The sequence below is a fragment of the Actinophytocola sp. genome (assembly GCF_050699935.1).
Lineage (GTDB): Bacteria > Actinomycetota > Actinomycetes > Mycobacteriales > Pseudonocardiaceae > Actinophytocola.
This window is the reverse complement of record NZ_JBOHGB010000007.1, coordinates 43,109-66,565: the sequence shown is the minus strand read 5'-3', so window position 1 is coordinate 66,565 and position 23,457 is coordinate 43,109. Positions and strand designations below refer to the sequence as shown.

Genomic DNA, 23,457 nt, shown 5'->3' with positions numbered 1-23,457 from the left:
ATGAGCGATCCGCCAGGTTCCCGGCGAAAGTCGTCAGCGCAGCGCCGCGGCCGGGCGGACCTCCCAGATGGTCCACAGTGGACGGTAGCCGAGGCGTGGCCAGAACACCGAGGCCAGCGGGTTCGGCGGGTTGTAGTAGAGGAACGTGCCGGTGGCGCCGCGCCGGGCCAGCTCCTCGTGAGCGACCGCCATGAGATGCCGGCCGACGCCGGTGCCACGCGCCTCGGCCCGCACCGACACGCAGTTGACGTATCCCCACCGGCCGGCCCGCAGCCGGGTGGCCATCGTCGAGCCCGGCCGCACGTCGATCACCCGGCCATGCGCGAGCCCGACCACCACGCCGTCCCGCTCGGCGAGCCATACCGGATCGCCCTGCTCCAGATGCCGGACCAGCGCCGCGCGCTTGATCCGGCGCGCGTCCGGGCGCTCGATCGCGGCGCCGACCCGCGCGGAGTACGCCAGCTCGGCGAGCTCCAAATCCAGCGCCACCACGAGATCCCAGGTCGTCGCGAGCCGGACCGTCAGGTCCTCGGCGCCGGACTCCGCACCCGCCGGCTCGGTGCGCACGGCGAGCGTCGAGAGAGGAGCGAGCCCGTGGGCGAGCAGCGGTCCGGTCGCCGCCACGTCGCGGCTCGGCCACGTCACCAGGCACGCCGAGTCGCAGCCGGGCGAACCGCGTTCCAGCATCCGGCGCAGGTCCCGCAGCAGCAGGTCCATCCCGGCCCCGCCGTCACCGCCGGCCTCGCCGAGGAGCGGGTGCAGCTCCCACACCTCACGCGCGGACCACAGCGTCGGCGCCGTGCCGTCCTCGTACCGGTCGCGTACGACCACACCGGCCACCCGCTCGCCGTCCGGCAGCGCCGCGGTCAGCACGTCCCCGTCGGGTGGTGGTGCGGCGGGCGGCAGCAGCGGGTCGACGCGTTCGAACCGTGCGGTCTGGGCGGCCAGCAGCGTGTCCGCCGTGCTCATGAAAGCCGGCAGCGGAAGATCGCCGTGCCGGGGAACAGCGCGCCGCGCAGCGGGCTCCACTGGCCCCACTGCTCGGTGAGCTCCTCCGGCCAGGTCGGCTCCACGAGGTCGAGCAGCCTCAGCCCGGCACCGGTCAGCGCGCGCACGAAGTCGCCGAGCGTGCGGTGGTGCTCGACGTAGGTGGCCCGGCCCCGCGCGTCGACCTCGACGTACGGTCTGCGGTCGAAGTACGAGCCGGTCACTCGCAGCCCGCTCGGGCCGGGGTCGTCCGGGAAGATCCAGCGCATCGGGTGGGTCACCGCGAACACCCACGAGCCGCCGGGCCGCAGCACGCGGGCCACCTCCTGGAAGAGCCCGTTCAGATCGGCGACGAACGGCACCGCCCCGAACGCCGAGCACGCGACGTCGAAGGACCCGCTCGCGAACGGCAACCGCTCCGCGTTGGCCCGCACCAGCGGCACGTCGATGCCGGTGGCCTCGTTCGCCGCGGCCGCGTGGCGCAGCATGCCGGCGGACAGGTCGAGTCCGACCACCCGCGCGCCCGTGCCGGCCAGCCACCGCGCACACGGCGCGGACCCGCAGCCGACCTCGAGCACGTCGCGCCCGGCGACCTCGCCGAGCAGGCACGCGTCCGCCTCACGCAGCCGCTCCGGGCACCACACGAAGTCGGCCACGCCGAGGAACTCGCCGTGTTCGGTGTGGTAGTCGTCCGCGTCTGCGTCCCACCACGCGCGGTTGGCCGTGACCGACTCCGCGGACGAGGCAGGGCGCCGCTCGCTGCCGACCGTGCCGAGCGCCCGTTCCGCGGCCTGTACCGGCGGCAAGTCTGGATCTTCGGCCGGCACTGTCGTCATGCGTTCCCCCTCGGGCGCGTACAGGCGCGTACGTGCGCAGATGACCTACCCAGGTTTGCCGGGCCGTCGCGCAGCCGCGTAGGATACCGCCGCGCAGTGGTTTCGCGCTGCCGACTGTTCATCTTGCGGGAATCAGATCCGGTTGCGCGGCGTTGGCGGTGTCGTACAGGTTCGTTCGGTCCGTCGGCGAACTATCCCGCCGCGCGCCGACAACTGCAAATCCGTTGCCCATCTCTCGAACAATCCGTACCGGAGCCACCTAGCAAATGTCCACCGACACCACCACTGTCCCGGCTGACACCGCGCCGAAGCAGCAGGTCGCCGTTAACGACGTCGGGACGGGGGAGGATTTCCTCGCCGCCATCGACAAGACCATCAAGTACTTCAACGATGGCGACATCGTCGAGGGCACCATCGTGAAGGTCGACCGGGACGAGGTCCTGCTCGACATCGGCTACAAGACCGAGGGTGTCATCCCCTCGCGTGAGTTGTCGATCAAGCATGACGTCGATCCGAACGAGGTCGTCAAGGTCGGTGACGAGGTCGAAGCCCTCGTCCTCCAGAAGGAGGACAAGGAAGGCCGGCTGATCCTGTCCAAGAAGCGTGCGCAGTACGAGCGCGCGTGGGGCACGATCGAGGCCCTCAAGGAGTCCGACGAGCCGGTCAAGGGCACGGTCATCGAGGTGGTCAAGGGCGGTCTGATTCTCGACATCGGCCTGCGCGGCTTCCTGCCGGCGTCGCTGGTCGAGATGCGCCGGGTGCGCGACCTGCAGCCGTACGTGGGCCGCGAGCTCGAGGCGAAGATCATCGAGCTGGACAAGAACCGCAACAACGTGGTGCTCTCCCGCCGCGCCTGGCTGGAGCAGACCCAGTCCGAGGTGCGCAGCGAGTTCCTCAACCAGCTGCAGCGCGGCCAGGTCCGCAAGGGCGTCGTCTCCTCGATCGTCAACTTCGGCGCGTTCGTGGACCTCGGCGGCGTCGACGGTCTGGTGCACGTCTCGGAGCTGTCCTGGAAGCACATCGACCACCCCTCCGAGGTCGTCGAGGTCGGCCAGGAGGTCACCGTCGAGGTCCTCGACGTGGACATGGAGCGCGAGCGCGTGTCCCTGTCGCTCAAGGCCACCCAGGAAGACCCGTGGCGCCAGTTCGCCCGTACCCACGCGATCGGCCAGATCGTGCCGGGCAAGGTCACCAAGCTGGTTCCGTTCGGTGCGTTCGTCCGGGTGGACGAGGGCATCGAGGGCCTGGTGCACATCTCCGAGCTGGCCGAGCGCCACGTGGAGATCCCGGAGCAGGTCGTGCAGGTCGGCAACGACGTGATGGTCAAGGTCATCGACATCGACCTCGAGCGGCGCCGGATCTCGCTGTCCCTCAAGCAGGCCAACGAGGGCTTCACCACGGACACCGAGTTCGACCCGACCCAGTACGGCATGGCCGCGGAGTACGACACCGAGGGCAACTACATCTACCCCGAGGGCTTCGACCCGGACACCCAGGAGTGGCAGGAAGGGTTCGACAAGCAGCGGGAGGAGTGGGAGCGCCAGTACGCCGAGGCGCACACTCGCTACGAGCAGCACATGGCCCAGGTCAAGAAGGCCGCCGAGGCCGAGGCCGCCGCGGAGAGCGAGGGCGGCGGCACCGAGGCGGGCGAGGCCGGCGAGGGCGACTACTCGTCCGGCGGTGGCGGTGGTGAGGCGCCGAAGAAGAGCGGCGGCACCCTCGCCAGCGACGAGCAGCTCGCGGCCCTGCGCGAGAAGCTCTCCGGCGGCTTCTGAGTCTCCCGACATACCACGAGGGCCCCGTCGTTATCGGCGGGGTCCTCGTTTTTTGCCGTTTCTTGCTCACGGTCCCTTACCGTGATCCGGTGCGCACTTTGGTCCTCCTCGCCGTCGCGGCCGTCGTGGCGGGCTGCGCTCGCGCGGAGGAGGAGCCCGTGGTCGTGCCGGAGGTTCCGCAGATCGGCACTACCGCACCGGCGTCCGGCGCGCGGGAGCGGCCGGTGCCGCAGACGTGCGGCGAGCTCGCCACATCGGAGGACGTCGGCACGATCATCGGCACCCTGATCACCGGCGAACCCCAGCCGGTCGTCGGCGTGCCACAGGAGAGCATCGGCCGGACCGCGCGGCTGGACTGCTACTACGGCCTGCCCGCCGGCAAGCCGCTGTCCGCGGCGATCGTGTGGATCGGCGTCGCGAGCTACACCGACGAGGCATCGGCGCAGGGCCGCGTGACGGCGACGATCACCGGCGAGCGCGACGTCGGGGCGCGCGTCAACGAGGTCCCGGTCGGCCAGGGCCGTGGCGTGCTGCTGCGCGGGCAGACGTGGATGCTGGTCGCCATGCGGGGGAGTACGACGGTCGTGGTCAGCGTGCGGCCGGACCTGGTCCGGGAGGATCGCGCCGGTGCGATTCTGGGTCAGCTGGCGGACAAGGCACTCACCCCGCGCGAGCCGGCCCCGACGACGACGGGCTGAGCTTTCAGGCCGCGGCGCGGGTGACGGCGGTGGCGCCGCGGCGCGCGATCACGACCGGTGCCCAGGCACGCTCGGCGGCCGCGGCGGCGGCCCGGCGCCGCAGGCCGGCGAGACTGTGCCTGGCGGGCATGAGCGCCGCCGTCCACCAGGTGCGGCGGTACTCCTCCAGCGCGACGGCGACCGCGTGGTACCGCAGACAATGCACCAACCCGGGAATGCCGAGGCGATGCCTCCCTGGCTGATTGCCGCGTCGTCGCATGGGTTGTCCTCCGTGTGGGTGACGGCTTGGCGGCAACCGTAGGCGATCAAGTAACCAAATCACCGGAAGCGCCACGCGTGTCTTCATGCACTCGCGTAACAGATCGGCCACGAACAGGGTGATCACGTCGCCACGGCGAGCTGCCAGAATGCCGGCATGCTTCGTGTTGGCCTCACCGGCGGAATCGGCTCCGGAAAATCCACTGTGGCCGGTCGGCTGGCCGAGCACGGCGCCGTCGTGATCGACGCCGACAAGATCGCCCGCGAGGTCGTCGAGCCGGGCACCCCGGGCCTCGTCGAGCTGGTCGAGGCGTTCGGCGAGGACATCCTCGGCCCGGGCGGCGCGCTGGACCGCGCCCGGCTCGCCCAGCGGGTCTTCGCCGACGAGGCGGCCCGTGCGCGGCTGAACGGCATCGTGCACCCGAGGATCGGCAAGCGCACCGCCGAGCTGATGGCCGAGACCGCGGCGGACGCGATCGTCGTGCACGACGTGCCGCTGCTCGTGGAGAACCGGCTCGGTGCGGCCTACCACCTGGTGCTGGTCGTCGACGCCCCGATGGAGACCCGCGTGCGGCGGGTGGTCCGCGACCGTGGAATGTCCGAAGAGGACGCGCGAGCGCGGATCCGGGCCCAGGCCGACGAGGCCGCCCGCCGCGCCGCCGCGGACGTCTGGCTCGACAACGGCGGGTCGATCGACGAGGTTCTGGCCGCGGTCGACGCGCTGTGGGCGGACAGGCTGGTGCGCTACGAGTCCAACGTGCGGCTCGGCCACCGCAATACCTATGGCGGCCCGCGCCTGCGGCCGCCCGACCCGACCTGGCCCGTGCAGGCCGAGCGGCTGATCGCCCGCATCCGGACGGCGATCGGGGACCTGGACGCCCGCGTGGACCACACCGGCTCGACCGCCGTCCCCGGCATGCCGGCCAAGGACGTCATCGACCTGCAGCTGGCCGTCGGCTCGATCGAGGAGGCCGACCGGCACGCCGCGGCGCTCGCGGCCGCGGGCTTCCCCCGCCTCGGGTTCGTCGACCGGGACAACCCCAAGCCCTACGAGCCGGACCAGCGGATGTGGCGCAAGCGGCTGCACGCGTCGGCCGACCCCGGCCGGCTCGCGAACCTGCACGTGCGGGTCGAGGGCGGCCCGGGCTGGCGGCTGGCGCTGCTGCTGCGCGACTGGCTGCGCGCGGACGCGGCGGCACACGCGGAGTACCGGTCGCTCAAGGAGGAGCTGTCCCACCGGTACGCGACCGACGACGACACCGACAACTACGCCGAGGCGAAGGAGCCGTGGTTCGACCAGGCGGCCATCCGTGCGGAGCAGTGGGCGAACGACACCGGCTGGCAGCCATGACCGGCGCTCAGCCGCCGCGGGTGTGCATCTCCAGGTGCGGGTTGGCCTTGAGTGTCGCCACCGGGATGAACGGCATGCGGTCGCGCTCGGCGAGCCGATCCACCGCGCCGCGGTCCTCGCGCGCCTCCCACCTGCCCGTGATGAGCGCGCGCAGCTCCTCGAACGAGGCGCCGTCGCGCAGCGGGTCGCGCAGGTTCGTGCCCTCCACGGCGTACAGGCAGCGGAACCACATGCCGTCCGCGGTCAGCCGGCTGCGGTCGCACGTGGCGCAGAACGGCTGAGTCGTCGACGACACGATGCCGAACGTCGAGCCGTCCGGCAGCGCGAAGCGGTCGGCCGGCGCCGCGCCGGTGTCGGCCAGCGGCGTGATCGGGCCGTAGTGGTCGGTCAGCCGCGAGAGCATCTCCGCACGGGACAGCACGAGGTCCTTCGACCAGTTCGTCGCGCCGCCGACGTCCATGTACTCGATGAACCGCACCTCCGCGGGCACGGTCCGGCCGAACTCGATCAGGTCGGCCAGCTCGTCGTCGTTGACGCCGCGCATGGCCACCGTGTCGATCTTGGTGCCGGTGAACCCGGCCGGTGCGACGGAGGCGATGCCCTCGAGCACCGCCGCGTGCGAGTTGCGCTGCGACAGCGACCGCGACCGGTCCGCCCGCAGCGTGTCCAGGCTGACCGTCACCCGCCCCAGGCCGGCCGCCCGCAGTGCTTCGACGTGGTCGGCCAGCAGCACGCCGTTCGTGGTCATCGCGAGGTCGCGCAGCCCCGGCTTGCGGGACAGCATCGACACGAGCTCCGGCAGCTCGCGGCGCAGTAGCGGCTCGCCGCCGGTGAGCCGGACCTTGTCCACACCGAGCGACATGAAGACGTCGGTGAGCGTCGAGACCTCTTCGAACGTGAGCAGGTCGCGCCGCGGCAGCCAGACGTACTCGGCCTCGGGCATGCAGTACCGGCACCGCAGGTTGCACCTGTCGGTGACCGAGATTCGCAGGTTTCGCATCGGCCGCCGGTAGCGGTCGACGATCGCGTCTGCCGGCACTCCGCTAACGTATACGCGATCAGCGCCGTCCCGCCAGGAAGGCGGCAACCTGCGAGAATCGGCTGGTGCTCGTGACGAATCACCACTCCGCACCCGCGGTCTGAATCTCGCGCGCGGCGCCCGGATCGGGCGCACCCGGCCGGTCGTCTTTCCTGGCGTGCGGAAACTTCGCGACAGCGGTGCGTGTCACGGCGCAACGATCGGCGGACCCACGTTCCGGTCAGGGGTCAGTACGGCGGCCAGACGTCGAATATGTGCTTGTAGGCGAGCCAGCCACCCAGGTCGTGGCGAAACCGACTGAGCTCCTCAAGGGTCTTGTGCACCGTGCACAGCGCCAGGTCGGCCTCACCGGCGAGCAGCACCCGGCCGGCGACCGCGGCGGCGAACTCCTCGCACCGGACCAGCCGCGCGGAGGTGCCGCCGGGCGCGGCCAGGCCGAGCAAGAGGTCGGTGGTCCGCCAGTACCGGCCGTCGCTCGTCGCGCGCACCGCGGTCAGCACGCTCGGGCCGGCCTTGGCGTGCCGCGAGCGCGGCCGCTGGTGGGTGAGGCGAAGGTTCAGCTCCGGCAGCAGCCAGGTGACCTCCGCGTCGTAAAAAGGATCTTCCGGTGTGGGGCACTCCGTGCGCAGACCCCAGCGCTCCACCTGGCAGGTACGCAGGCGGCGGGTCGTGCCGGTGGAGACGTAGCTGCGGGACGATGTGAAGGTGTCGACGATGTCGATGAGCTGGGGAGTGATCGCCGTTGCCACGCGTCCAGAGGGTAGTCGTCGGCATGCTGTGGGTGATGGCCGGGTGCGATTCGTTATGTAACGTCTCGTAAGCGGACTTGTATCGATCGGGTAAATGTCATGCTGGATGGGCTGAGCACTATTGACTAACAGGTTTTAGCCATCGTTCCAGGTCAACGGGATCTTGAGCCATGCCTCGACGTCGTATCCGGCCGCCGCGATCCCGTCGACAGCCGCGAACGTTCGTTCGATCGCGCGTTGGGCCGTTCGGTCGTCGATGAGCCCGGCCGAACGGGCGGCGAGCACCTCGTCCGTATCGAGCACCCGGAGGTCGGTGTGATCGCGCACGAGGATGTCGAGGTAGAGATCGACGGTCCGCCACACCTCCCCGGGCTCGATGTCGACGACATCGATGTACACGTCGTGGTCGAGCCGGCGGCCCGGGTGCGCGCGCCAGCGCCCGACCCGCAGCCCCTGCGCGGGCAGCAACCAGGAGCGGAAGTAGCCGATCTCGGGGTGCCCGGCGAGCGGCCGCGCCATGTACAGCCCGAAGTCGGTCGTCCGGTAGTGGTCGACGGCGCGTACGAACCCCTTCGGATCGGTGTTGGTCATGCCGGCGAGGTCGAACAGTTCGATCTTGGGCGGGTGCACCTCGGTCACACGCACCACCCTGGCACGAGGCGCGCCGATCTGGTCCGAGGGCCCCGCTGACCTGCCCGAACGGAATTTGTCGGTGGTCGCGCGTAGCCTGCATTTCGTGGCAATGGTGATGGCTAACTCGCAGTTCCGGCCCATCGGTGACATCCCGCGCACCGGTGGCAGGTTCCAGATGATCAGCGACTACGTACCGGCGGGCGACCAGCCGGCGGCGATCGCCGAACTCGAGCGACGGATCGAGGCGAGCGAGAAGGACGTCGTGCTGCTCGGCGCCACCGGAACGGGAAAGTCCGCCACCACGGCCTGGCTGATCGAGAAGCTGCAACGGCCGACGCTGGTGATCGCGCCGAACAAGACGCTGGCCGCGCAGCTCGCCAACGAGCTGCGCGACTTCTTCCCGCACAACGCGGTCGAGTACTTCGTCAGCTACTACGACTACTACCAGCCGGAGGCGTACGTCCCGCAGACGGACACCTACATCGAGAAGGACTCCTCGATCAACGAGGACGTCGAGCGGCTGCGGCACTCCGCCACGTGGAGCCTGCTGTCCCGGCGCGACGTCGTCGTGGTGGCGTCGGTGTCGTGCATCTACGGCCTGGGCAGCCCGCAGGAGTACCTCGACCGCACGATCGGGCTCGAAGTGGGCGAGGAGGTCGAGCGGGACGTGCTGTTACGCGCCCTGGTCGACACCCAGTACACGCGAAATGACGTGTCGTTCAGCCGCGGCTCGTTCCGGGTGCGGGGCGACACGGTCGAGGTCATCCCGGCGTACGAGGAGCTCGCCGTCCGGATCGAGTTCTTCGGCGACGAGATCGAGGCGCTGTACTACCTGCACCCGCTGACCGGTGACGTGATCAAGCAGGTTGACACGATCCGGATCTCGCCGGCCACGCACTACGTGGCGGGGCCCGAGCGCATGGAGCGGGCGATCCGGGGCATCGAGGCGGAGCTGGAGGAGCAGCTCGCGAAGATGGAGAAGCAGGGCAGGCTGCTGGAGGCGCAGCGGCTGCGCATGCGCACCGCCTACGACGTGGAGATGATGCGCCAGGTCGGGTTCTGCTCGGGTATCGAGAACTACTCGCGGCACATCGACTACCGCGGCCCGGGCACCGCGCCGGCCACGCTGCTCGACTACTTTCCCGAGGACTTCCTGCTGGTCATCGACGAGTCGCACGTGACCGTGCCGCAGGTCGGCGGGATGTACGAGGGCGACATGTCCCGCAAGCGAACGCTGGTGGAGCACGGCTTCCGGCTGCCGAGCGCGATGGACAACCGGCCGCTGACCTGGGAGGAGTTCCAGGACCGAATCGGCCAGACGGTGTACCTGTCCGCGACGCCGGGCCCGTACGAGATGGGCCAGACCGGCGGCGAGTTCGTCGAGCAGGTCATCCGCCCGACCGGGCTCGTCGACCCCGAGGTCATCGTCAAGCCGACCGAGGGCCAGATCGACGACCTGGTGCACGAGATCCGGGTGCGGGCCGAGTGCGACGAGCGCGTGCTGGTCACCACGCTGACGAAGAAGATGGCCGAGGACCTCACGGACTACCTGCTGGAGCTGGGCATCCGGATCCGTTACCTACATTCCGAAGTGGACACTCTGCGCCGGGTGGAGCTGCTGCGTCAGCTGCGCATGGGCGAGTTCGACGTGCTCGTCGGCATCAACCTCCTCCGCGAGGGGCTCGACCTTCCGGAGGTGTCGCTGGTGGCGATCCTCGACGCTGACAAGGAGGGCTTCCTCCGCTCCGGCACGAGCCTGGTGCAGACGATCGGCCGCGCGGCCCGCAACGTGTCGGGCCAGGTCCACATGTACGCCGACACGATCACCGACTCGATGCGGCACGCCATCGACGAGACGAACCGCAGGCGTGCCAAGCAGATCGCGTACAACGAGGAGCGGGGCATCGATCCCCAGCCGCTGCGCAAGAAGATCGCCGACATCCTCGATCGCGTGTACCACGAGGCGGAGGGCTCCGACACGGAGTCCGTCCCGATCGGCGGCTCCGGACGCAACGCGTCTCGCGGCCGCCGAGCCGCGGGCGAACCGGGCGGCCGCTCGTCGGGCGTGTACGTCAAGGAGAACGTGGGCTCGATGGCCCGCTCGGAGCTGGCCGACCTGGTACAGCAGCTGACGGACCAGATGATGAACGCCGCCCGCGACCTCCAGTTCGAACTGGCGGCCCGTCTCCGCGACGAGATCGCCGACCTGAAGAAGGAATTGCGAGGTATGGACGCTGCCGGCGTGAGGTAACCCGCACGTCGGGCAAGCAAGCCGCGGGGTTCGGCTGCGAGTGGGTTCCGGGCGGGCCGGAAACGCGGTTCCTCACCTGAGGACGCGACGTTTCGTCTAGAAATAGCCCATGATCTGGAGCCGAGCCCGGTGAGCGTGCCCATCGACAGCGACCTGGCGGGCCGGCCACACGCACCCGCCGCCTCCGCGGTCGTGGTCGTGGGGGCGTTGCTCGTCGGCGCGGGGGCGCTCGCGGTGTCGTCCGTCCTCGGGTCCGATCTCGCGCGGGTACTCATCGCGCTGGTACTCCTCGTCGGCGGGCTTTGGGTCGCCCGGCCGGCGGGCGACCGGCGGCACCCCGGCACGCTCGCGCTCGGCGCCCACGTGCTGCGCGGCATCGGCACGTCCTATGTGGTACTCGGCGCCTACCTCGGCGGGCTGGCGTTGCTGACCGCCTCGGTGCCCGACGGGCCGATCATCATCGGCGAGTCCGCCGGACCGTCCACGACAGCGGTGATCCTGATGGTGTACGGCATCCCCGCACTCGCGCTGCTCGCCTTGGTCACCACCGGAATGCGCGCCTGGACGGCCGGCACCGGCGCGATCATGCCGATGATCACCGTGCTGCTGATGGCCGACGCGGGCGCCGGCGCGGCCGTGGTCTCGGTGACGATGCTCGTGGTCGCCCTGGTGCTCGCGGTCCTCGTCGTCCGCACGCCGGCCGGCTCGACGTGGGGCAACACGGCGTCCGCTGCCGCGGCGATGGCCACCTCGTTCGCGTTCGGCACCGGGTCGTCGCCGTTCGGCACGCTCGGCTCGACCCAGCTGGCCGGCGGCGCGGGTACCGCACCGGCCGGGCAGCTCGACGCGGCCGCGCTCGTCGCGGTGCTGGCCGGCGCGCTGCTGCTCGCGGCGATCCTCGTGCTGGTCGCGGTGATCCGGCGCGACCTCGCCGGCGGCGTGCTCGTCGGCTCGGTCTTCGCGATGCCGCCGGTCCTGCTGTCCACCTGGGTGCCGCCGGACTCCGGCTGGCCGGCGGAGGCGATGGTGGCGCTGGCGGGCGTACCGGTCTTCGTCGCCCTGACGGCCATGCTCGCGATCCGCGTACCCCGCGTCCGTGACGCACTGGTCGCGATCCTGTCCCCGAAGCCACCAACGCGGCCTGCGGCCCAACCCGCCAAGCCCCCGCCGACCGACGAGCCGCCGACGAACGACGAGCCGCCGACGAACGACCAGGAAATCGCCCAGCCCGAGCGTCAACCCTCGGGAGCGATCGCGGCCGCCGCATGCGCCGTGGTCGTCGCGGCGGCCGCGGTCGTGTTCGTCGTCCTCGCCGTGCCCGTCTTCGGCTGGGACCCGCGCGTTCAGGGGGCCGTCGCGCTGCTCGTGCTCGTCGCCGCCGGTGTGCTCGGCTCCTGGCTCCCCGCCACTCCCGGCGCGGCCGGCGCGATCGTCGCCCTCCTCGGGCTCGCCCTCGCGTCCCCGTGGGCCCGGCTTCTCGGTGGCACGTGGGCGAGCACGTCCCAGGCCGAGCGGATCATCACCGGCGTGCTCGACCTCGGGTCCGCCGCGGCGCTCGCCTGGTTCCTCGCCCGACGGCACTCGCGAACCGGCGTGTTCGCCGCCGCCGCGTACGCGCTGTCCGGGGCGATGGCCGCCTTCGTCGGCGTGCTCCTGCTCGACCCCGGCTACCCCACCACGGGCGGCCGGCCCTTCGGCAGCGACCTGGCGCCGGTCGCGATCCTGGCGCTGCCGCTCCTGCTGCTCGGTCTCGCCGCCCTGGTCGCCGTCGTCCGGGGCCGCGTCGCCGCGGGCCAGGCGGTCGGCGCGGTCGTGCTCGCCGCGGGCGCGTTCGTGCCGCTGAAGGTCCTCGTCAGCCAGTACTCCGGCGGCGGCGTGGACGGCTACGTCCTGCAGTTCGCGCTCGGCCCGCTCACGCCGACCGACTGGCTCCAAACCAGCACGGCCCTGCGCGAGCTCACCGGCCCGGCACTGGTCGCCGTGCTCGTGATGGTCCTGCTCGCGCTCGTGCTGGCGATCTCCCTCGCCATCAGGCCGTCCGCACCGCTCGCCGCCGCGGTCGCGCTGCTGCTGCTCGCCACCGTCCAGTCCGCCCTGCTGAGCGTGCTGTCCACGGGCACGACCGACGACGCGCGGCTGCTCGGCCAGGTGCTCGGCGGCGTCGCACTCGTGACCGTGGTGGTCGCCGCCGCGACCGCGGTCACGGCCGCCCGCCGCGAGTGACTGTCACGAACGTGCCGCCGCCCCCGTCCCGAGGTGAGACCGACGGAACGGGGAACTTCATGAACATCGCCTTGTGGGTCGGGCAGATCCTGCTCGCCTTCGTCTGCGTGGTGTCCGGCTCGCTGAAGTCCACGCAGAGCCGCCAGCGGATGATCGAGACCGGCCAGACGTCGGCCAAGATCGTCCCGCTGCCATACATGCGCACGGCGGGCGTGTCCGAGCTGCTCGCCGTGCTCGGGCTGACCCTGCCCTGGGCGACGGGAGTCGCGCCCGTGCTGACGCCCGTCGCCGCGGCCGGGTTCGGCCTGATCATGATCCTCGCCGCGACCGTCCACACGCGACTGCGTGAGCCGCGTGTGGTGGCGACGAACATGACGCTCCTGGCGGTCTGCGTGTTCGTCTCGGTAGGACGGTTCGCCGCACTTTGAGCTATCGCAGCGACAACCCGGCGGCGAAGTCCGCCAGCGCGGCGTCGACCAGCACGGCGAGGTCGGCGTCCGGGCTCCGCGTCCACTCGAACGCGGCCAGTAGCAGCACACCGAACATCGCGCCGACCGCGTTGCGCACGGCCGGGTCGGCCGGCGCCCGCCCGACGTGCCGCGCGCTCAGCTCGACCATGGTGTCGAGCGTCCTCGTGACGTTGCCCAGCGAGGCCGCCCACAGCTCGGGCACGGACAGGATGAGCAGCATGCGCTCCCGCTGGATGGCCATCTCCGCGTCGGTCAGCCTGTCGAAGGCCGCTCGGAGCGCGCCGCGCCACGCCTCCGCGATGCCGACCCCGGTCGGCTGGTCCTCGAACGCGGCGAAGATGACGGGGTCGACCTCGTCGGTCGTGACCAGCGCCTCCTTGGTGGGGAAGTAGCGGAACACCGTGCTCGGCGAGACCTCCGCGGCCTCGGCGATCTGCTCGACCGTGGTCGCCCCGTACCCCTGCGTACGGAACATGCGGACCGCGTGCTCCTGGATGGCGATCTTGGTCTTCGCCTTCTTCCGCTCACGAAGTCCACTCACGACGGTCCCTCGCAGGCTCGGTCCCGCCGCTCGCGGTCGCCCTGTGTTTGATGGTTCGCTCCGCAAGCTCCGCTCACTAGGCCGATTCTGCTCGCGCGGCCCCGACCGTGGCGACCCGGGGGGCGCGGGCCGGCAGGAACGCGACGGTCAGCAGCACGCCGAGCACGGCCACCCCGGCGGACACCCACAGCATCTGCACGAGCCCGTCGACGAACGCCGAGCGCACGTTCGCCAGCAGTTCCGGCGAGCCGAGCCGGCGGGCGACCTCGACCCCGGCGTACACGCTCTCGCGCATCGCGTCCGCGGCCGTGCCGGGCACGCCCGGCACGTCGAGCCGGTTCACGTAGCCGGCGTTGAGCACGCTGCCGAGGATCGCCGCCGCCAGCGGGGTGCCGAGCTTCTGCACGGCCTGCATGAGCGCCGACGCGACGCCCGCCCGCTCGGCGGAGATCGCGGCCAGCGCGGTCGAGGCCGCGGTGGCGAGCGCGAGGCCGGCACCGGCGCCGCCGATCGCGGTCCAGGTCGCCGCGAGGCCGTACCCGCTCGCCGCGGTCGTGGCGGTCGCGAGCACCAGCGCCACGCCAAGGACGACGAAACCCGCGGTGACGGTGACCTTGGCGCCGAGCCGGGAGGCGACGCGGTCGGCGAGTCCCGCGCCGACCATCATGCCGCCGAGCAGCGGCAACAGCCGGATCCCGCTGCCCATCGCGTCTGTGCCGAGCACGGCCTGGAAGTACTGCGGGGTCGCGAACAGCAGCCCGAAGAACGCGAAGATGCCGAGGCCGGCGATGATCGTGCCCCAGGTGAACCGCGCCGAGCCGAACAGCGAGAGTTCGACGAGCGTGCGGCCGGGCTCATGGCGGTCGAGGGCGCGTTCCCAGATCGCGAAGACGACCAGCAGCGCGGCGCCGCCGAGCATGCCGCCCAGTGCGCCGGCCGAGCCCCAGCCGTCCTGCCCGGCCTTCACGAGCCCGAACGTCAGCACGCCGAGCCCGGCGCTCGAGGTCAGCACGCCGATTGGGTCCAGGGCCGGCGGCCGTTCGCCGCGTGACTCCGGCAGCAGGACCGCCACGGCGATGATCGCGAGCGCGATGATCGGCAGGTTCATCAGGAAGACCCAGCCCCACCAGAAGTTCGACAGAATCCAGCCGCCCACGATCGGCCCGAGCGGCAGCGCGACGAAGTTCGCCGCGGCCCAGATGCCGACCGCCCGCGGCCGTTCCTCGGCGGTGAACAGCACCGCGATGCCGGACAGCACGAGCGGGATGACCAGCGCGGCGCCGAGCCCGAGCACCGCCTGCGCGGCGATGAACATCCCGGGCGTGGTCGAGGTGGCCGCGAGGACCGAGCCACCCGCATACCCGACGAGCGCGATGAGCAGCAGCTTCTTGCGTCCGTACCGGTCGCCGAGCAGGCCGCCGGGGAGCACGCCCGCGGCGAGCACGAGCGTGTAGGCGGAGACGAACCACTGCAGTTCGGCGGCGTCGGCGTGCAGTGCGGACGCCAGGGTCGGCAGCGCGACGCTGAGGATCGTCGCGGGCAGCGCGACCGCGAGTACGACGAGGCTCAGGGCGCCAAGGGCCCACCACCTGCGCGTCTCGGAAGTCATGACAGCGAACCTCATTCAGTAGTGAACTCTGAAATAAAAGTACGCTGTCAGATTTGACTTGGCCAGGGTGATCTGGCCGGCCGGCAGAGATTCACGGGAGTGGGGTGGACCAGTGGGGACGTGGGGCTATTCGGCGCGGTGGCGGCGTCGTGGCGTGGGGGTTTGTTCCGGGGGTGCGCTTCGGGTCTCCGGCTCGGTGGGCGGTGGCCCGGGCTCGGTGCGTTGGGCCATCTCGCGCAGGAGCTGGTCGAAGATCGGCGTCGACATCACGTTCTCACGTGTCATGCGCCCTCCTCACGTGAAAGTTCCACCGGCCGGGACCGTAACGCCGGAGTCGGCTCAGACTGCCAAACCCCGGCCGACACGATTGGGCGAACTCTTCGCGCGGACAGGAGATACTGCGCGTACGCCGCGGTTGGGCGGTACGGCAACGAGTGGGTGAGGATGGGGCACATGACCGACGACCTCGTGTCGCTGAAGCTGGACATCTCCGACCGGGTGGCCGAGGTGACCCTGCTCGGGCCGGGCAAGGGCAACGCGATGGGCCCGGACTTCTGGCATGAGCTCCCGGTGGTCTTCGGCGAGCTGGACGCGAACCCGGACGTGCACGCGGTGGTGCTCACCGGCAGCGGCGCCAACTTCTCCTACGGCCTCGACCTGCCCGCGATGATGCCGACCTGGGGCGAGCTGCTCGGCGGCACCGCGCTCGCGGCCCCGCGCACGAAGTTCCTCGACGAGGTGCGTCGCCTCCAGAACGCGGTCACCGCCATCTCCGCGTGCCGCAAGCCCGTGGTGGCGGCCGTGAGTGGCTGGTGCGTCGGCGGCGGGGTCGACGTGATCGCCGCCGCGGACGTGCGGCTCGCCAGCGCGGACGCGAAGTTCAGCGTGCGCGAGGTCAAGGTCGCGATCGTCGCGGACCTCGGCAGCCTGCAGCGGCTCGCCGGCATCATCGGCGAGGGCCACCTGCGCGAGCTCGCGTACACCGGCAAGGACATCGACGCCGCGCGGGCCGAGAAGATCGGGCTGGTCAACGACGTGTACCCGGACCAGGCGGCGGTACTGGCCGCCGCGCGCAAGCTCGCCGCGGAGATCGCCGCCAACCCGCCGCTCGTCGTGCAGGGCGTCAAGGACGTGCTCGACCACCGACGCGAGCCGCAGGTGGCCGACGGTCTGCGGTACGTGGCGGCGTGGAACTCGGCGTTCCTGCCCAGCGAGGACCTCGGCGAGGCCACGCGGGCATTCCTGGAGCGGCGGGCACCGCGGTTCCGCGGGAGATGACCCGGAAATGACCGGAGAGTGAGCCAGGGCGGACGATCGAGCAAGGAGGCGACCGGGTGAGCAGTGCGACCGAGACGTTTCGGGCGGCACGGGACTTTCTCCTCGAGCACCGGGAGGACTACCTCCGCGCGAGCGCGGACTTCCAGTGGCCGGGCCTGATCGAGTTCAACTGGGCGCTCGACTGGTTCGACGTCGTCGCGGCCAGCGAGCCGACCGCGAGCCGGCTCGCACTGTGGATCGTCGAGGAGGACGGCACCGAGGAGAAGTGGACCTTCGCCGACCTGTCCCGGCAGTCCAGCCGAGTGGCGAACTGGTTGCGCGCCAACGGGGTCCGGCGCGGTGACCGGCTGATCCTCATGCTGGGCAATCAGGCCGAGCTGTGGCAGACGATCCTCGCCGCGATGAAGCTCGGCGTCGTGCTGATCCCGGCGTCCACCCTGCTCGGGGCGGCCGACCTGCGGGACCGGGTGGACCGCGGCCGCGCGGCGCATGTCGTCGTGCGGGACGTGGACGCGCCGAAGTTCGCCGACGTACCCGGGGGCTACACGCGGATCGCGGTCGGCGAGCCGGTGGACGGCTGGCTGGACTTCGCCGACTCGCAGGGCGAGTCCGCCCACTTCACGCCGGACGGCGCCACGGCCGCGGACGACACCCTGCTGCTGTACTTCACCTCCGGCACCACCGCGCGGCCGAAGTTGGTGGCGCACACCCACGTGTCCTACCCCCTGGGTCATCTGTCCACAATGTACTGGATCGGCCTCGAGCCGGGCGACGTGCACCTGAACATCTCGTCGCCGGGTTGGGCGAAACACGCGTGGAGCAACGTGTTCGCGCCGTGGAACGCCGAGGCGACCGTGTTCATCCACAACTACACGCGGTTCGACGCCGGCTCGCTCATGTCGCAAATGGACCGTTGTGGCGTCACCTCGTTCTGCGCGCCGCCGACCGTGTGGCGGATGCTCATCCAGGCCGACCTCGGGCAGCTGCGCCGGCCGCCGGCCAAGGTCGTCGGCGCCGGCGAGCCGCTCAACCCGGAGGTGATCGAGCAGGTCTCGAAGTCGTGGAACGTCACGATCCGGGACGGCTTCGGGCAGACCGAGACCAGCGTGCAGGTGGCCAACACGCCGGGGCAGCCGGTGAAGCCCGGCTCGATGGGCCGCGCGCTGCCGGGCTTCGGCATCGCGCTCGTCGACGCCACCGGTGTGCCGAGCGACGAGGGCGAGATCTGCATCGACCTGTCCCGTCGCCCGGTGGGCCTGATGGTCGGCTACGCCGACGACGACGAGCGCACCGGTGAGGCCATGCGCGACGGCTTCTACCACACCGGCGACGTCGGTTCCCGGGACGCGGAGGGCTATATCACCTACATCGGCCGCGCCGACGACGTGTTCAAGGCGTCGGACTACCGGATCTCGCCGTTCGAGCTCGAGAGCGCGCTGATCGAGCACGAGGCGGTGGCCGAGGCGGCGGTCGTGCCCTCGCCCGACCCGATCCGGCTCGCGGTGCCGAAGGCGTACGTCGTCCTGGCGGCGGGCCACGAGCCGAACGCGGACACGGCCCGCTCGATCCTGGCGTTCGCCCGCGAGCACCTCGCGCCGTACCAGCGGATCCGCCGGCTGGAGTTCGCCGAGCTGCCAAAGACGATCTCCGGCAAGATCCGCCGCGTCGAGCTCCGCGGCCGCGAGCGCGAGGTGCACGCGGAGGCCGGCGCGGCGGTGGCGGGGGAGTACCGCGAGGAGGACTTTCCGGACCTGAAGTCCTGACCGCACCGGCCTCCGCCCGGGAGTCCGGCGCGTGCACGCGGACCTGCACCGACGTGGCTGGAGCCACACGCGAGAACCGGTACGACGCGCGGCCCTGGCCGGATACGCTCGGCGGCATGGTGGACAGCTCGCGGCCCGTGCCACCTCGGGATGCCGAGGAGCTGCCCGACCGGTTGCTGACCATCCCCAACCTGCTCAGCATCATTCGGCTGGCGCTCGTGCCGGTCTTCCTGTGGCTGCTGCTCGGTCCGCGAGCGGACGGCTGGGCCCTGCTGATCCTGGTGTACGCCGGGGTCTCGGACTGGGCGGACGGCAAGATCGCCCGCCTGTTCAACCAGACGAGCAGGCTCGGCGCGATGCTCGACCCGGCAGCGGACCGCCTGTACACGCTGGCGACCGTCGTCGCGTTCGTGGTGCGCGACATCGTGCCGTGGTGGTTCGCGGCCGTGCTCGTACTGCGGGACGTGGTCGTCGGCATCTGCATCTGGGTGCTCGGCCGCAACGGGTTCGCGCCGCCCGAGGTCACCTACATCGGCAAGGCGGCGACGTTCAACCTGCTCTACGCGATGCCGCTGATGCTGCTCGCCCAGGGCGGCTCCCTCGCCGCCACGCTCGCCCGTCCGGTCGCCTACGCGTTCACCGTCTGGGGCGGCGCGCTGTTCCTCTGGTCCGGCGTGCTCTACCTCGTGCAGACACGCATGGCGCTGCGAGCCTCGGTCCGTTGACGGCCTGGCACTAACCTTCCACATGTGACAGAACCGGACCGGACGTATCGACCCACCCCCAACCTGCTGTGGGGCGGCGGGTTCATGGTGCCTGCCGCGGCGGTGGCGGTGGCGGTGGCTATCGGTGGCTCGAATGCCGCGGTGGGGCTGGCGCCGATGCTGTGGGCGCCGTTTCTGTTCGTCGTGCTGGCCGTGCTCGGGTTCGTCACTTTCCTGCGCCCGAAGGTGGTGGTGGGCATCTCGTCGGTGGTGGTGGTGAACCCGTTGCGCTGCTACGTGGTGCCCTACCCGGCCATCCGCTTCGCTCAGATCGGACGCACCTACGTGGCGTTGGCACTGCATCGCGGCCCGATGATCGGCTGTTTCGCGTTGTCGTCCGGCAAGAACGGGCGCCTGTATCACGAGGCGCTCGCCAAGCGCATGGTCGACGACGTCAACGACCGTCGCAAGCGGCTCGGCGGCACGCCCTCCGACGGGGACAGTGCCGACGGGGACGGTGCCGCTGGGGAGGCTTCGGTCCGGCGGGCCCCGAACTGGCCCAGCCTGGCAGCCCTCGGCGCCGGTCTCGTGGTGGCGGTCGCGCTGGGCCTGCTGTTCTGGAGCGTGGCCGACGATCGGTGACGCCGCGCCAGGCGCGCACCGCCGCGTACCCGAGCGCCGCCACGCCGCACCAGTTGACGGGGAATCAATCATCTAGGATTTCGCCGGACACATCGCAGACGTCGCCGTGAGACATCGCCGAGACACCGCAACCGAGCGTGAGGATGGGGCCCGTGACGCCGGAGGAGCTCAAGTACACCGAGGAGCACGAGTGGCTGGCCACCAAGGCCCCCGGCACCGTACGGGTCGGTGTCACCGACTACGCCCAGCAGCAGCTCGGTGACGTCGTGTTCGTCGAGCTGCCCGAGGTCGGCAAGACCGTGGGCGCGGGGGATCCCGTCGGCGAGGTGGAGTCCACCAAGAGCGTGTCGGAGATCTTCGCGCCGGTCGCCGGTGCGGTCACCGCGGTCAACTCGGACCTCGACGGCCGGCCGGAGCTGATCAACAGCGATCCCTACGGCGAGGGCTGGATCCTCGAGCTCTCCGTGGCCGACGCGGACGCCCTCGGCGCGCTGCTCAACGCCGCTGCCTACCGGGAGCTGACGGAGAAGGACTGACCGGCCCGCACCCGGACGGGTCACCGTCCGGGCTGCTGATCGCGCACGGTAGGTTCTACGGACAGAGAAGTCAGCACCAGCAGGAGGAGAGCTCAGGTGAGCACGAACGACGGGCCCGGCGTCCCGCCGGAGCAGTCTCCGGAGCGGACTTCCGTCTTCCGGGCCGACTTCCTCGCCGAGGAGGGCACCGAAACCTCGGGCGCGGAGCCGTCCGTCGCCGGCGTGGACGCCCTTCCCGCCGGCTCGGCCCTGCTGGTGGTCAAGCGCGGGCCGAACGCGGGCTCCCGGTTCCTGCTCGACCGGGACACCACCAGCGCGGGACGGCACCCGGACAGCGACATCTTCCTCGACGACGTCACGGTTTCCCGTCGCCATGCCGAGTTCCGGCGCGAGGGCGGCGAGTTCGTGGTGATCGACGTGGGCAGCCTCAACGGCACCTACGTCAACCGGGAGCCGGTCGACCAGGCCGTGCTCGCCGGTGGCGACGAGGTACAGATCGGCAAGTTCCGCCTGGTGTTCCTCACCGGTCCCAACGCCTCCTAGGTCCCCTCGGGGGTGTCGGTGTGACGGCTGCCGGGCGGCCCGCGGGGGGCGGGCTGAGTATCGGGGCGGTGCTCGGCCAGCTTCGCCCGGACTTCCCGGACGTCACGATCTCCAAGATCCGGTTCCTGGAGTCCGAGGGCCTGGTCCAGCCGGCCCGCACCGCGTCGGGTTATCGACAGTTCACCCCGGCCGACGTCGCGCGGCTGCGCTTCGTGCTGGCCGCCCAGCGGGACCATTACCTGCCGTTGAAGGTGATCAAGGAGCAGCTCGATGCCGCGGACCGCGGGGAGACCGGCCAGGACCCGCCCCGACCGCCACGCGGGCTGATGTCCGTGCCGGCGCATGGTTTACCCGGCGCGGACGAGTTCGCCGACTCCCCGGTACGCCGGCTCACCCAGGAGGAGCTGCTCGAGCGGGCAGACATCGACACGGGCACGTTACGCGAGTTGGAGCAGTACGGGTTGGTCCGTCCGGGTGCCGCCGGGTTCTACGACACGGAGTCCGTGGCGGTCGCGCGGCTGGTGCGAAATATGGCCGGGTACGGGATCGAGCCGCGCCACCTGCGTGCCTTCCGCGCGTCCGCGGACCGCGAGGTCGGGCTGCTCGAGCAGATCGTCGCGCCGATGTACCGCCAGCCCGGCGAGGACGCCCGCGGCCGGGCCGACGAGGCGATGCGTGAACTCGCCGCGCTCTCGGTCGGCCTGCACACGTTGCTCGTGAAGGCCGGACTGCGCCAGGTTTCGGGCAGGTAAGGTAAAGATCAACAGGCCGCTCGCCAACATCCGTTCTCGCATCGTGACGCGGTTCGATGGCCGATAACGCAAGCGTCGAGCGCGGATGGCGGGTAGCGTCGAGGCCAGCGATGAGCGATCCTCGACGTGTGGTTGGACATCTTTCGCTGAGCGAAGGGAGGCGAACCCGATGAGCGAGATGCGAGTCGTGGGCGTGCGGGTGGAACTGCCCGCAAACCAACCGATCTTGCTGCTGCGCGAGACCGATGGTGAGCGTTACCTCCCGATCTGGATCGGCTCGGTGGAGGCCACCGCCATAGCCCTGGAACAGCAGGGGGTGCGGCCCGCCCGTCCGCTGACGCATGACCTGCTCAAAGACGTCATCGGCGCGCTGGGCCGGGAGCTGGAACAGGTCCGCATCACCGACCTGCGTGAAGGCACGTTCTTTGCCGAGCTGGTCTTCGACGGCGACGTGCGCGTGTCGGCACGGCCGAGCGACTCGGTCGCCTTAGCCCTGCGGGTCGGCGTACCGATCCACGCCGAGGACTCCGTCTTGCAGGAGGCCGGGCTGATCATCCCGGACGAGCAGGAAGACGAGGTCGAGAAGTTCCGCGAGTTCCTCGACTCCGTCAGCCCCGAGGACTTCCGCGGAGCCGACACCTGAGGGTTCTCGTGGGCAGCCGCGGAAGTCGATGGCCCGGGTGCGGGTGTCCCGCAGGGCACAGCCGGGGAGCGGACACCTGATCCAGGGTGCGGACTCCCCGAACGATAGGGTCGCGGGTCGGACGCTCGAAGCCTCTACTTGACGTTGAGGTTTGAGCTGGTTCGTCCGCGCGTCGCGTTGACCGGTCCCCGCCGCCGACCTACCGTCATTCCTGAGCGAATCGCGAGGATGTCATTTCACGCGTCCTCCGGGGTGACTCGCGGGCGGTTGAAGAGCGGAGGCAGGCGTGGTCGAGGAAGGTCCCGTCGAGGCCGGCACCGGTGAGCAGGGCGAGCTGTTCCCGGACGACTCAGCGCCCGACGAGCTCGTCGGCTACCGCGGCCCGGCCGCGTGCCAGATCGCCGGGATCACCTACCGCCAGCTGGATTACTGGGCCCGCACCGGGCTGGTCGCCCCCACGATCCGCAGCGCGCACGGCTCGGGGTCGCAGCGGCTGTACTCGTTCAAGGACGTGCTGGTCCTGAAGGTGGTCAAGCGGCTGCTGGACACGGGAGTCTCGCTGCAGAACATCCGCGTGGCGGTCGACCACCTGCGCCGCCGCGGCGTGCGCGACCTGGCGCGGATCACGCTGTTCAGCGACGGCACGACCGTCTACGAGTGCACCTCGCCCGAGGAGATCGTGGACCTGCTGCAGGGCGGCCAGGGCGTGTTCGGCATCGCGGTCAGCGGCGCCATGCAGGAGATCAACGGCACCATCCACGAGTTCCCGGCCGAGCGCGCCGACGGCGGCGTGGTCGAGGCGGTCGCCGAGGACGAGCTCTCCGCGCGCCGCAAGGCCCGCAACGCCGGCTGAGCCTTTCGCTCGACGGCGAGCGAGGTTCCGCCGCTCGCGCACGAAAGTGCCTGTTCGGCACGCCCGTGGGTGCTCCAGTGCGTCTCCTGTCGGTGGGGGTAGGCTGCGCGCGTAGTCGCAGTGCCCGCGCGGGAGAGATCGAGCCAGCTCGGCGCCGAAGGGGCAACACCTCCCCGGAACCTCTCAGGCACCCGAACCGTGTAGGGCAGACACTCTGGAAAGCGGGTGGCGTTCACCCCGCCGAAGGTGCAAGTCCGCCGCTGGTGGACGAAGCTCTCAGGCGCCCACGCACCGCGCGGGCACGGACAGAGGGGGAGGGCTTG

General features: G+C 70.9%; 24 protein-coding genes and 2 riboswitches. Of the genes, 15 read left to right on the top strand and 9 right to left on the bottom strand.

Annotated elements, in window-relative coordinates; all coding sequences use genetic code 11:
- Positions 1 to 33: 33 nt before the first annotated feature.
- Together ACRDTB_RS04860 and ACRDTB_RS04855 are read right to left on the bottom strand one after the other, a co-directional pair.
- Positions 34 to 969, bottom strand: coding sequence for an N-acetyltransferase family protein (locus ACRDTB_RS04860; RefSeq protein WP_431428716.1), 936 nt, complete (start codon positions 967 to 969; stop codon positions 34 to 36).
- The gene (locus ACRDTB_RS04855) at positions 966 to 1,823 is read right to left on the bottom strand and encodes a class I SAM-dependent methyltransferase (protein WP_431428715.1); all 858 of its coding nucleotides are present in this window, start codon (positions 1,821 to 1,823) and stop codon (positions 966 to 968) included. Before ACRDTB_RS04855 ends, ACRDTB_RS04860 begins: the two co-directional genes overlap by 4 nt.
- A gap of 266 nt (positions 1,824 to 2,089) precedes the next feature.
- Here ACRDTB_RS04855 and rpsA point away from each other — a divergent pair, with 266 nt between their 5' ends.
- Together rpsA and ACRDTB_RS04845 are read left to right on the top strand one after the other, a co-directional pair.
- Complete coding sequence (gene rpsA / locus ACRDTB_RS04850) at positions 2,090 to 3,598, top strand: 30S ribosomal protein S1 (protein WP_431428714.1); 1,509 nt, start codon at positions 2,090 to 2,092, stop codon at positions 3,596 to 3,598.
- A gap of 89 nt (positions 3,599 to 3,687) precedes the next feature.
- A complete protein-coding gene (locus ACRDTB_RS04845) occupies positions 3,688 to 4,296 on the top strand; it encodes a hypothetical protein (RefSeq protein ID WP_431428713.1) in 609 nt (202 codons plus the stop codon).
- A 4-nt stretch (positions 4,297 to 4,300) separates the two neighbouring features.
- On the opposite strand, the gene ACRDTB_RS04840 is transcribed toward ACRDTB_RS04845, so the two are convergent.
- The gene (locus tag ACRDTB_RS04840; protein ID WP_431428712.1) at positions 4,301 to 4,555 is read right to left on the bottom strand and encodes a hypothetical protein; all 255 of its coding nucleotides are present in this window, start codon (positions 4,553 to 4,555) and stop codon (positions 4,301 to 4,303) included.
- Positions 4,556 to 4,711: 156 nt separating this feature from the next.
- On the opposite strand from ACRDTB_RS04840, the gene coaE reads away from it, so the two are divergent.
- Positions 4,712 to 5,905: a dephospho-CoA kinase gene (gene coaE / locus ACRDTB_RS04835; RefSeq protein ID WP_431428711.1), complete on the top strand. Its 1,194-nt coding sequence runs from the start codon at positions 4,712 to 4,714 to the stop codon at positions 5,903 to 5,905.
- 7 nt (positions 5,906 to 5,912) lie between these two features.
- Here coaE and moaA read toward each other — a convergent pair whose 3' ends face one another.
- From moaA to ACRDTB_RS04820, 3 genes are all read right to left on the bottom strand, one after another.
- Positions 5,913 to 6,944 carry a GTP 3',8-cyclase MoaA gene (moaA, locus tag ACRDTB_RS04830; RefSeq protein WP_431428710.1) on the bottom strand — a complete coding sequence of 344 codons (1,032 nt, stop codon included), beginning with the start codon at positions 6,942 to 6,944 and terminating at the stop codon, positions 5,913 to 5,915.
- Between the two features lie 227 nt (positions 6,945 to 7,171).
- Positions 7,172 to 7,693, bottom strand: a complete 522-nt coding sequence (locus tag ACRDTB_RS04825; RefSeq protein ID WP_431428709.1) for a DUF402 domain-containing protein — start codon at positions 7,691 to 7,693, stop codon at positions 7,172 to 7,174.
- Between the two features lie 135 nt (positions 7,694 to 7,828).
- A complete protein-coding gene (locus ACRDTB_RS04820; protein WP_431428708.1) occupies positions 7,829 to 8,332 on the bottom strand; it encodes a DUF402 domain-containing protein in 504 nt (167 codons plus the stop codon).
- 103 nt (positions 8,333 to 8,435) lie between these two features.
- Here ACRDTB_RS04820 and uvrB point away from each other — a divergent pair, with 103 nt between their 5' ends.
- The 3 genes from uvrB (at position 8,436) to ACRDTB_RS04805 (ending at position 13,228) form a co-directional block, all read left to right on the top strand.
- On the top strand, positions 8,436 to 10,577 hold the full coding sequence (gene uvrB, locus ACRDTB_RS04815) for an excinuclease ABC subunit UvrB (protein WP_431428770.1): 2,142 nt from the start codon (positions 8,436 to 8,438) through the stop codon (positions 10,575 to 10,577).
- 129 nt (positions 10,578 to 10,706) lie between these two features.
- Positions 10,707 to 12,800, top strand: a complete 2,094-nt coding sequence (locus ACRDTB_RS04810; RefSeq protein WP_431428707.1) for a hypothetical protein — start codon at positions 10,707 to 10,709, stop codon at positions 12,798 to 12,800.
- Between the two features lie 59 nt (positions 12,801 to 12,859).
- Positions 12,860 to 13,228 carry a DoxX family protein gene (locus ACRDTB_RS04805; RefSeq protein ID WP_431428706.1) on the top strand — a complete coding sequence of 123 codons (369 nt, stop codon included), beginning with the start codon at positions 12,860 to 12,862 and terminating at the stop codon, positions 13,226 to 13,228.
- Between the two features lies 1 nt (position 13,229).
- Here ACRDTB_RS04805 and ACRDTB_RS04800 read toward each other — a convergent pair whose 3' ends face one another.
- From ACRDTB_RS04800 to ACRDTB_RS04790, 3 genes are all read right to left on the bottom strand, one after another.
- A complete protein-coding gene (locus ACRDTB_RS04800) occupies positions 13,230 to 13,811 on the bottom strand; it encodes a TetR family transcriptional regulator (protein ID WP_431428705.1) in 582 nt (193 codons plus the stop codon).
- 76 nt (positions 13,812 to 13,887) lie between these two features.
- A complete protein-coding gene (locus ACRDTB_RS04795) occupies positions 13,888 to 15,420 on the bottom strand; it encodes an MFS transporter (protein ID WP_431428704.1) in 1,533 nt (510 codons plus the stop codon).
- Between the two features lie 126 nt (positions 15,421 to 15,546).
- Positions 15,547 to 15,705, bottom strand: coding sequence for a hypothetical protein (locus ACRDTB_RS04790; protein ID WP_431428703.1), 159 nt, complete (start codon positions 15,703 to 15,705; stop codon positions 15,547 to 15,549).
- Positions 15,706 to 15,873: 168 nt separating this feature from the next.
- Between ACRDTB_RS04790 and ACRDTB_RS04785 the strand changes: the two genes are divergently transcribed.
- The 9 genes from ACRDTB_RS04785 to ACRDTB_RS04745 all read left to right on the top strand — a co-directional run bounded on the left by ACRDTB_RS04785 (position 15,874) and on the right by ACRDTB_RS04745 (position 23,134).
- On the top strand, positions 15,874 to 16,698 hold the full coding sequence (locus ACRDTB_RS04785) for a crotonase/enoyl-CoA hydratase family protein (RefSeq protein ID WP_431428702.1): 825 nt from the start codon (positions 15,874 to 15,876) through the stop codon (positions 16,696 to 16,698).
- A 56-nt stretch (positions 16,699 to 16,754) separates the two neighbouring features.
- Entirely contained in the window at positions 16,755 to 18,461 is a 1,707-nt protein-coding gene (locus tag ACRDTB_RS04780) for an AMP-binding protein (RefSeq protein WP_431428701.1), read from the top strand.
- A gap of 116 nt (positions 18,462 to 18,577) precedes the next feature.
- A complete protein-coding gene (locus ACRDTB_RS04775; RefSeq protein ID WP_431428700.1) occupies positions 18,578 to 19,186 on the top strand; it encodes a CDP-alcohol phosphatidyltransferase family protein in 609 nt (202 codons plus the stop codon).
- Between the two features lie 84 nt (positions 19,187 to 19,270).
- On the top strand, positions 19,271 to 19,807 hold the full coding sequence (locus ACRDTB_RS04770) for a hypothetical protein (RefSeq protein WP_431428699.1): 537 nt from the start codon (positions 19,271 to 19,273) through the stop codon (positions 19,805 to 19,807).
- Between the two features lie 152 nt (positions 19,808 to 19,959).
- Complete coding sequence (gcvH, locus tag ACRDTB_RS04765; protein ID WP_431428697.1) at positions 19,960 to 20,343, top strand: glycine cleavage system protein GcvH; 384 nt, start codon at positions 19,960 to 19,962, stop codon at positions 20,341 to 20,343.
- A gap of 96 nt (positions 20,344 to 20,439) precedes the next feature.
- Positions 20,440 to 20,886: a glycogen accumulation regulator GarA gene (gene garA / locus ACRDTB_RS04760; protein WP_431428696.1), complete on the top strand. Its 447-nt coding sequence runs from the start codon at positions 20,440 to 20,442 to the stop codon at positions 20,884 to 20,886.
- Positions 20,887 to 20,906: 20 nt separating this feature from the next.
- On the top strand, positions 20,907 to 21,638 hold the full coding sequence (ftsR, locus tag ACRDTB_RS04755; protein ID WP_431428695.1) for a transcriptional regulator FtsR: 732 nt from the start codon (positions 20,907 to 20,909) through the stop codon (positions 21,636 to 21,638).
- Between the two features lie 169 nt (positions 21,639 to 21,807).
- Positions 21,808 to 22,281: a bifunctional nuclease family protein gene (locus ACRDTB_RS04750; RefSeq protein WP_431428694.1), complete on the top strand. Its 474-nt coding sequence runs from the start codon at positions 21,808 to 21,810 to the stop codon at positions 22,279 to 22,281.
- Positions 22,282 to 22,567: 286 nt separating this feature from the next.
- Positions 22,568 to 23,134 (top strand): MerR family transcriptional regulator, encoded by a 567-nt coding sequence (locus tag ACRDTB_RS04745; RefSeq protein WP_431428693.1) that lies wholly within the window; start codon positions 22,568 to 22,570, stop codon positions 23,132 to 23,134.
- A gap of 119 nt (positions 23,135 to 23,253) precedes the next feature.
- Positions 23,254 to 23,343, top strand: a riboswitch (glycine riboswitch).
- 1 nt (position 23,344) lies between these two features.
- Positions 23,345 to 23,447: riboswitch (glycine riboswitch) on the top strand.
- Positions 23,448 to 23,457: the final 10 nt, after the last annotated feature.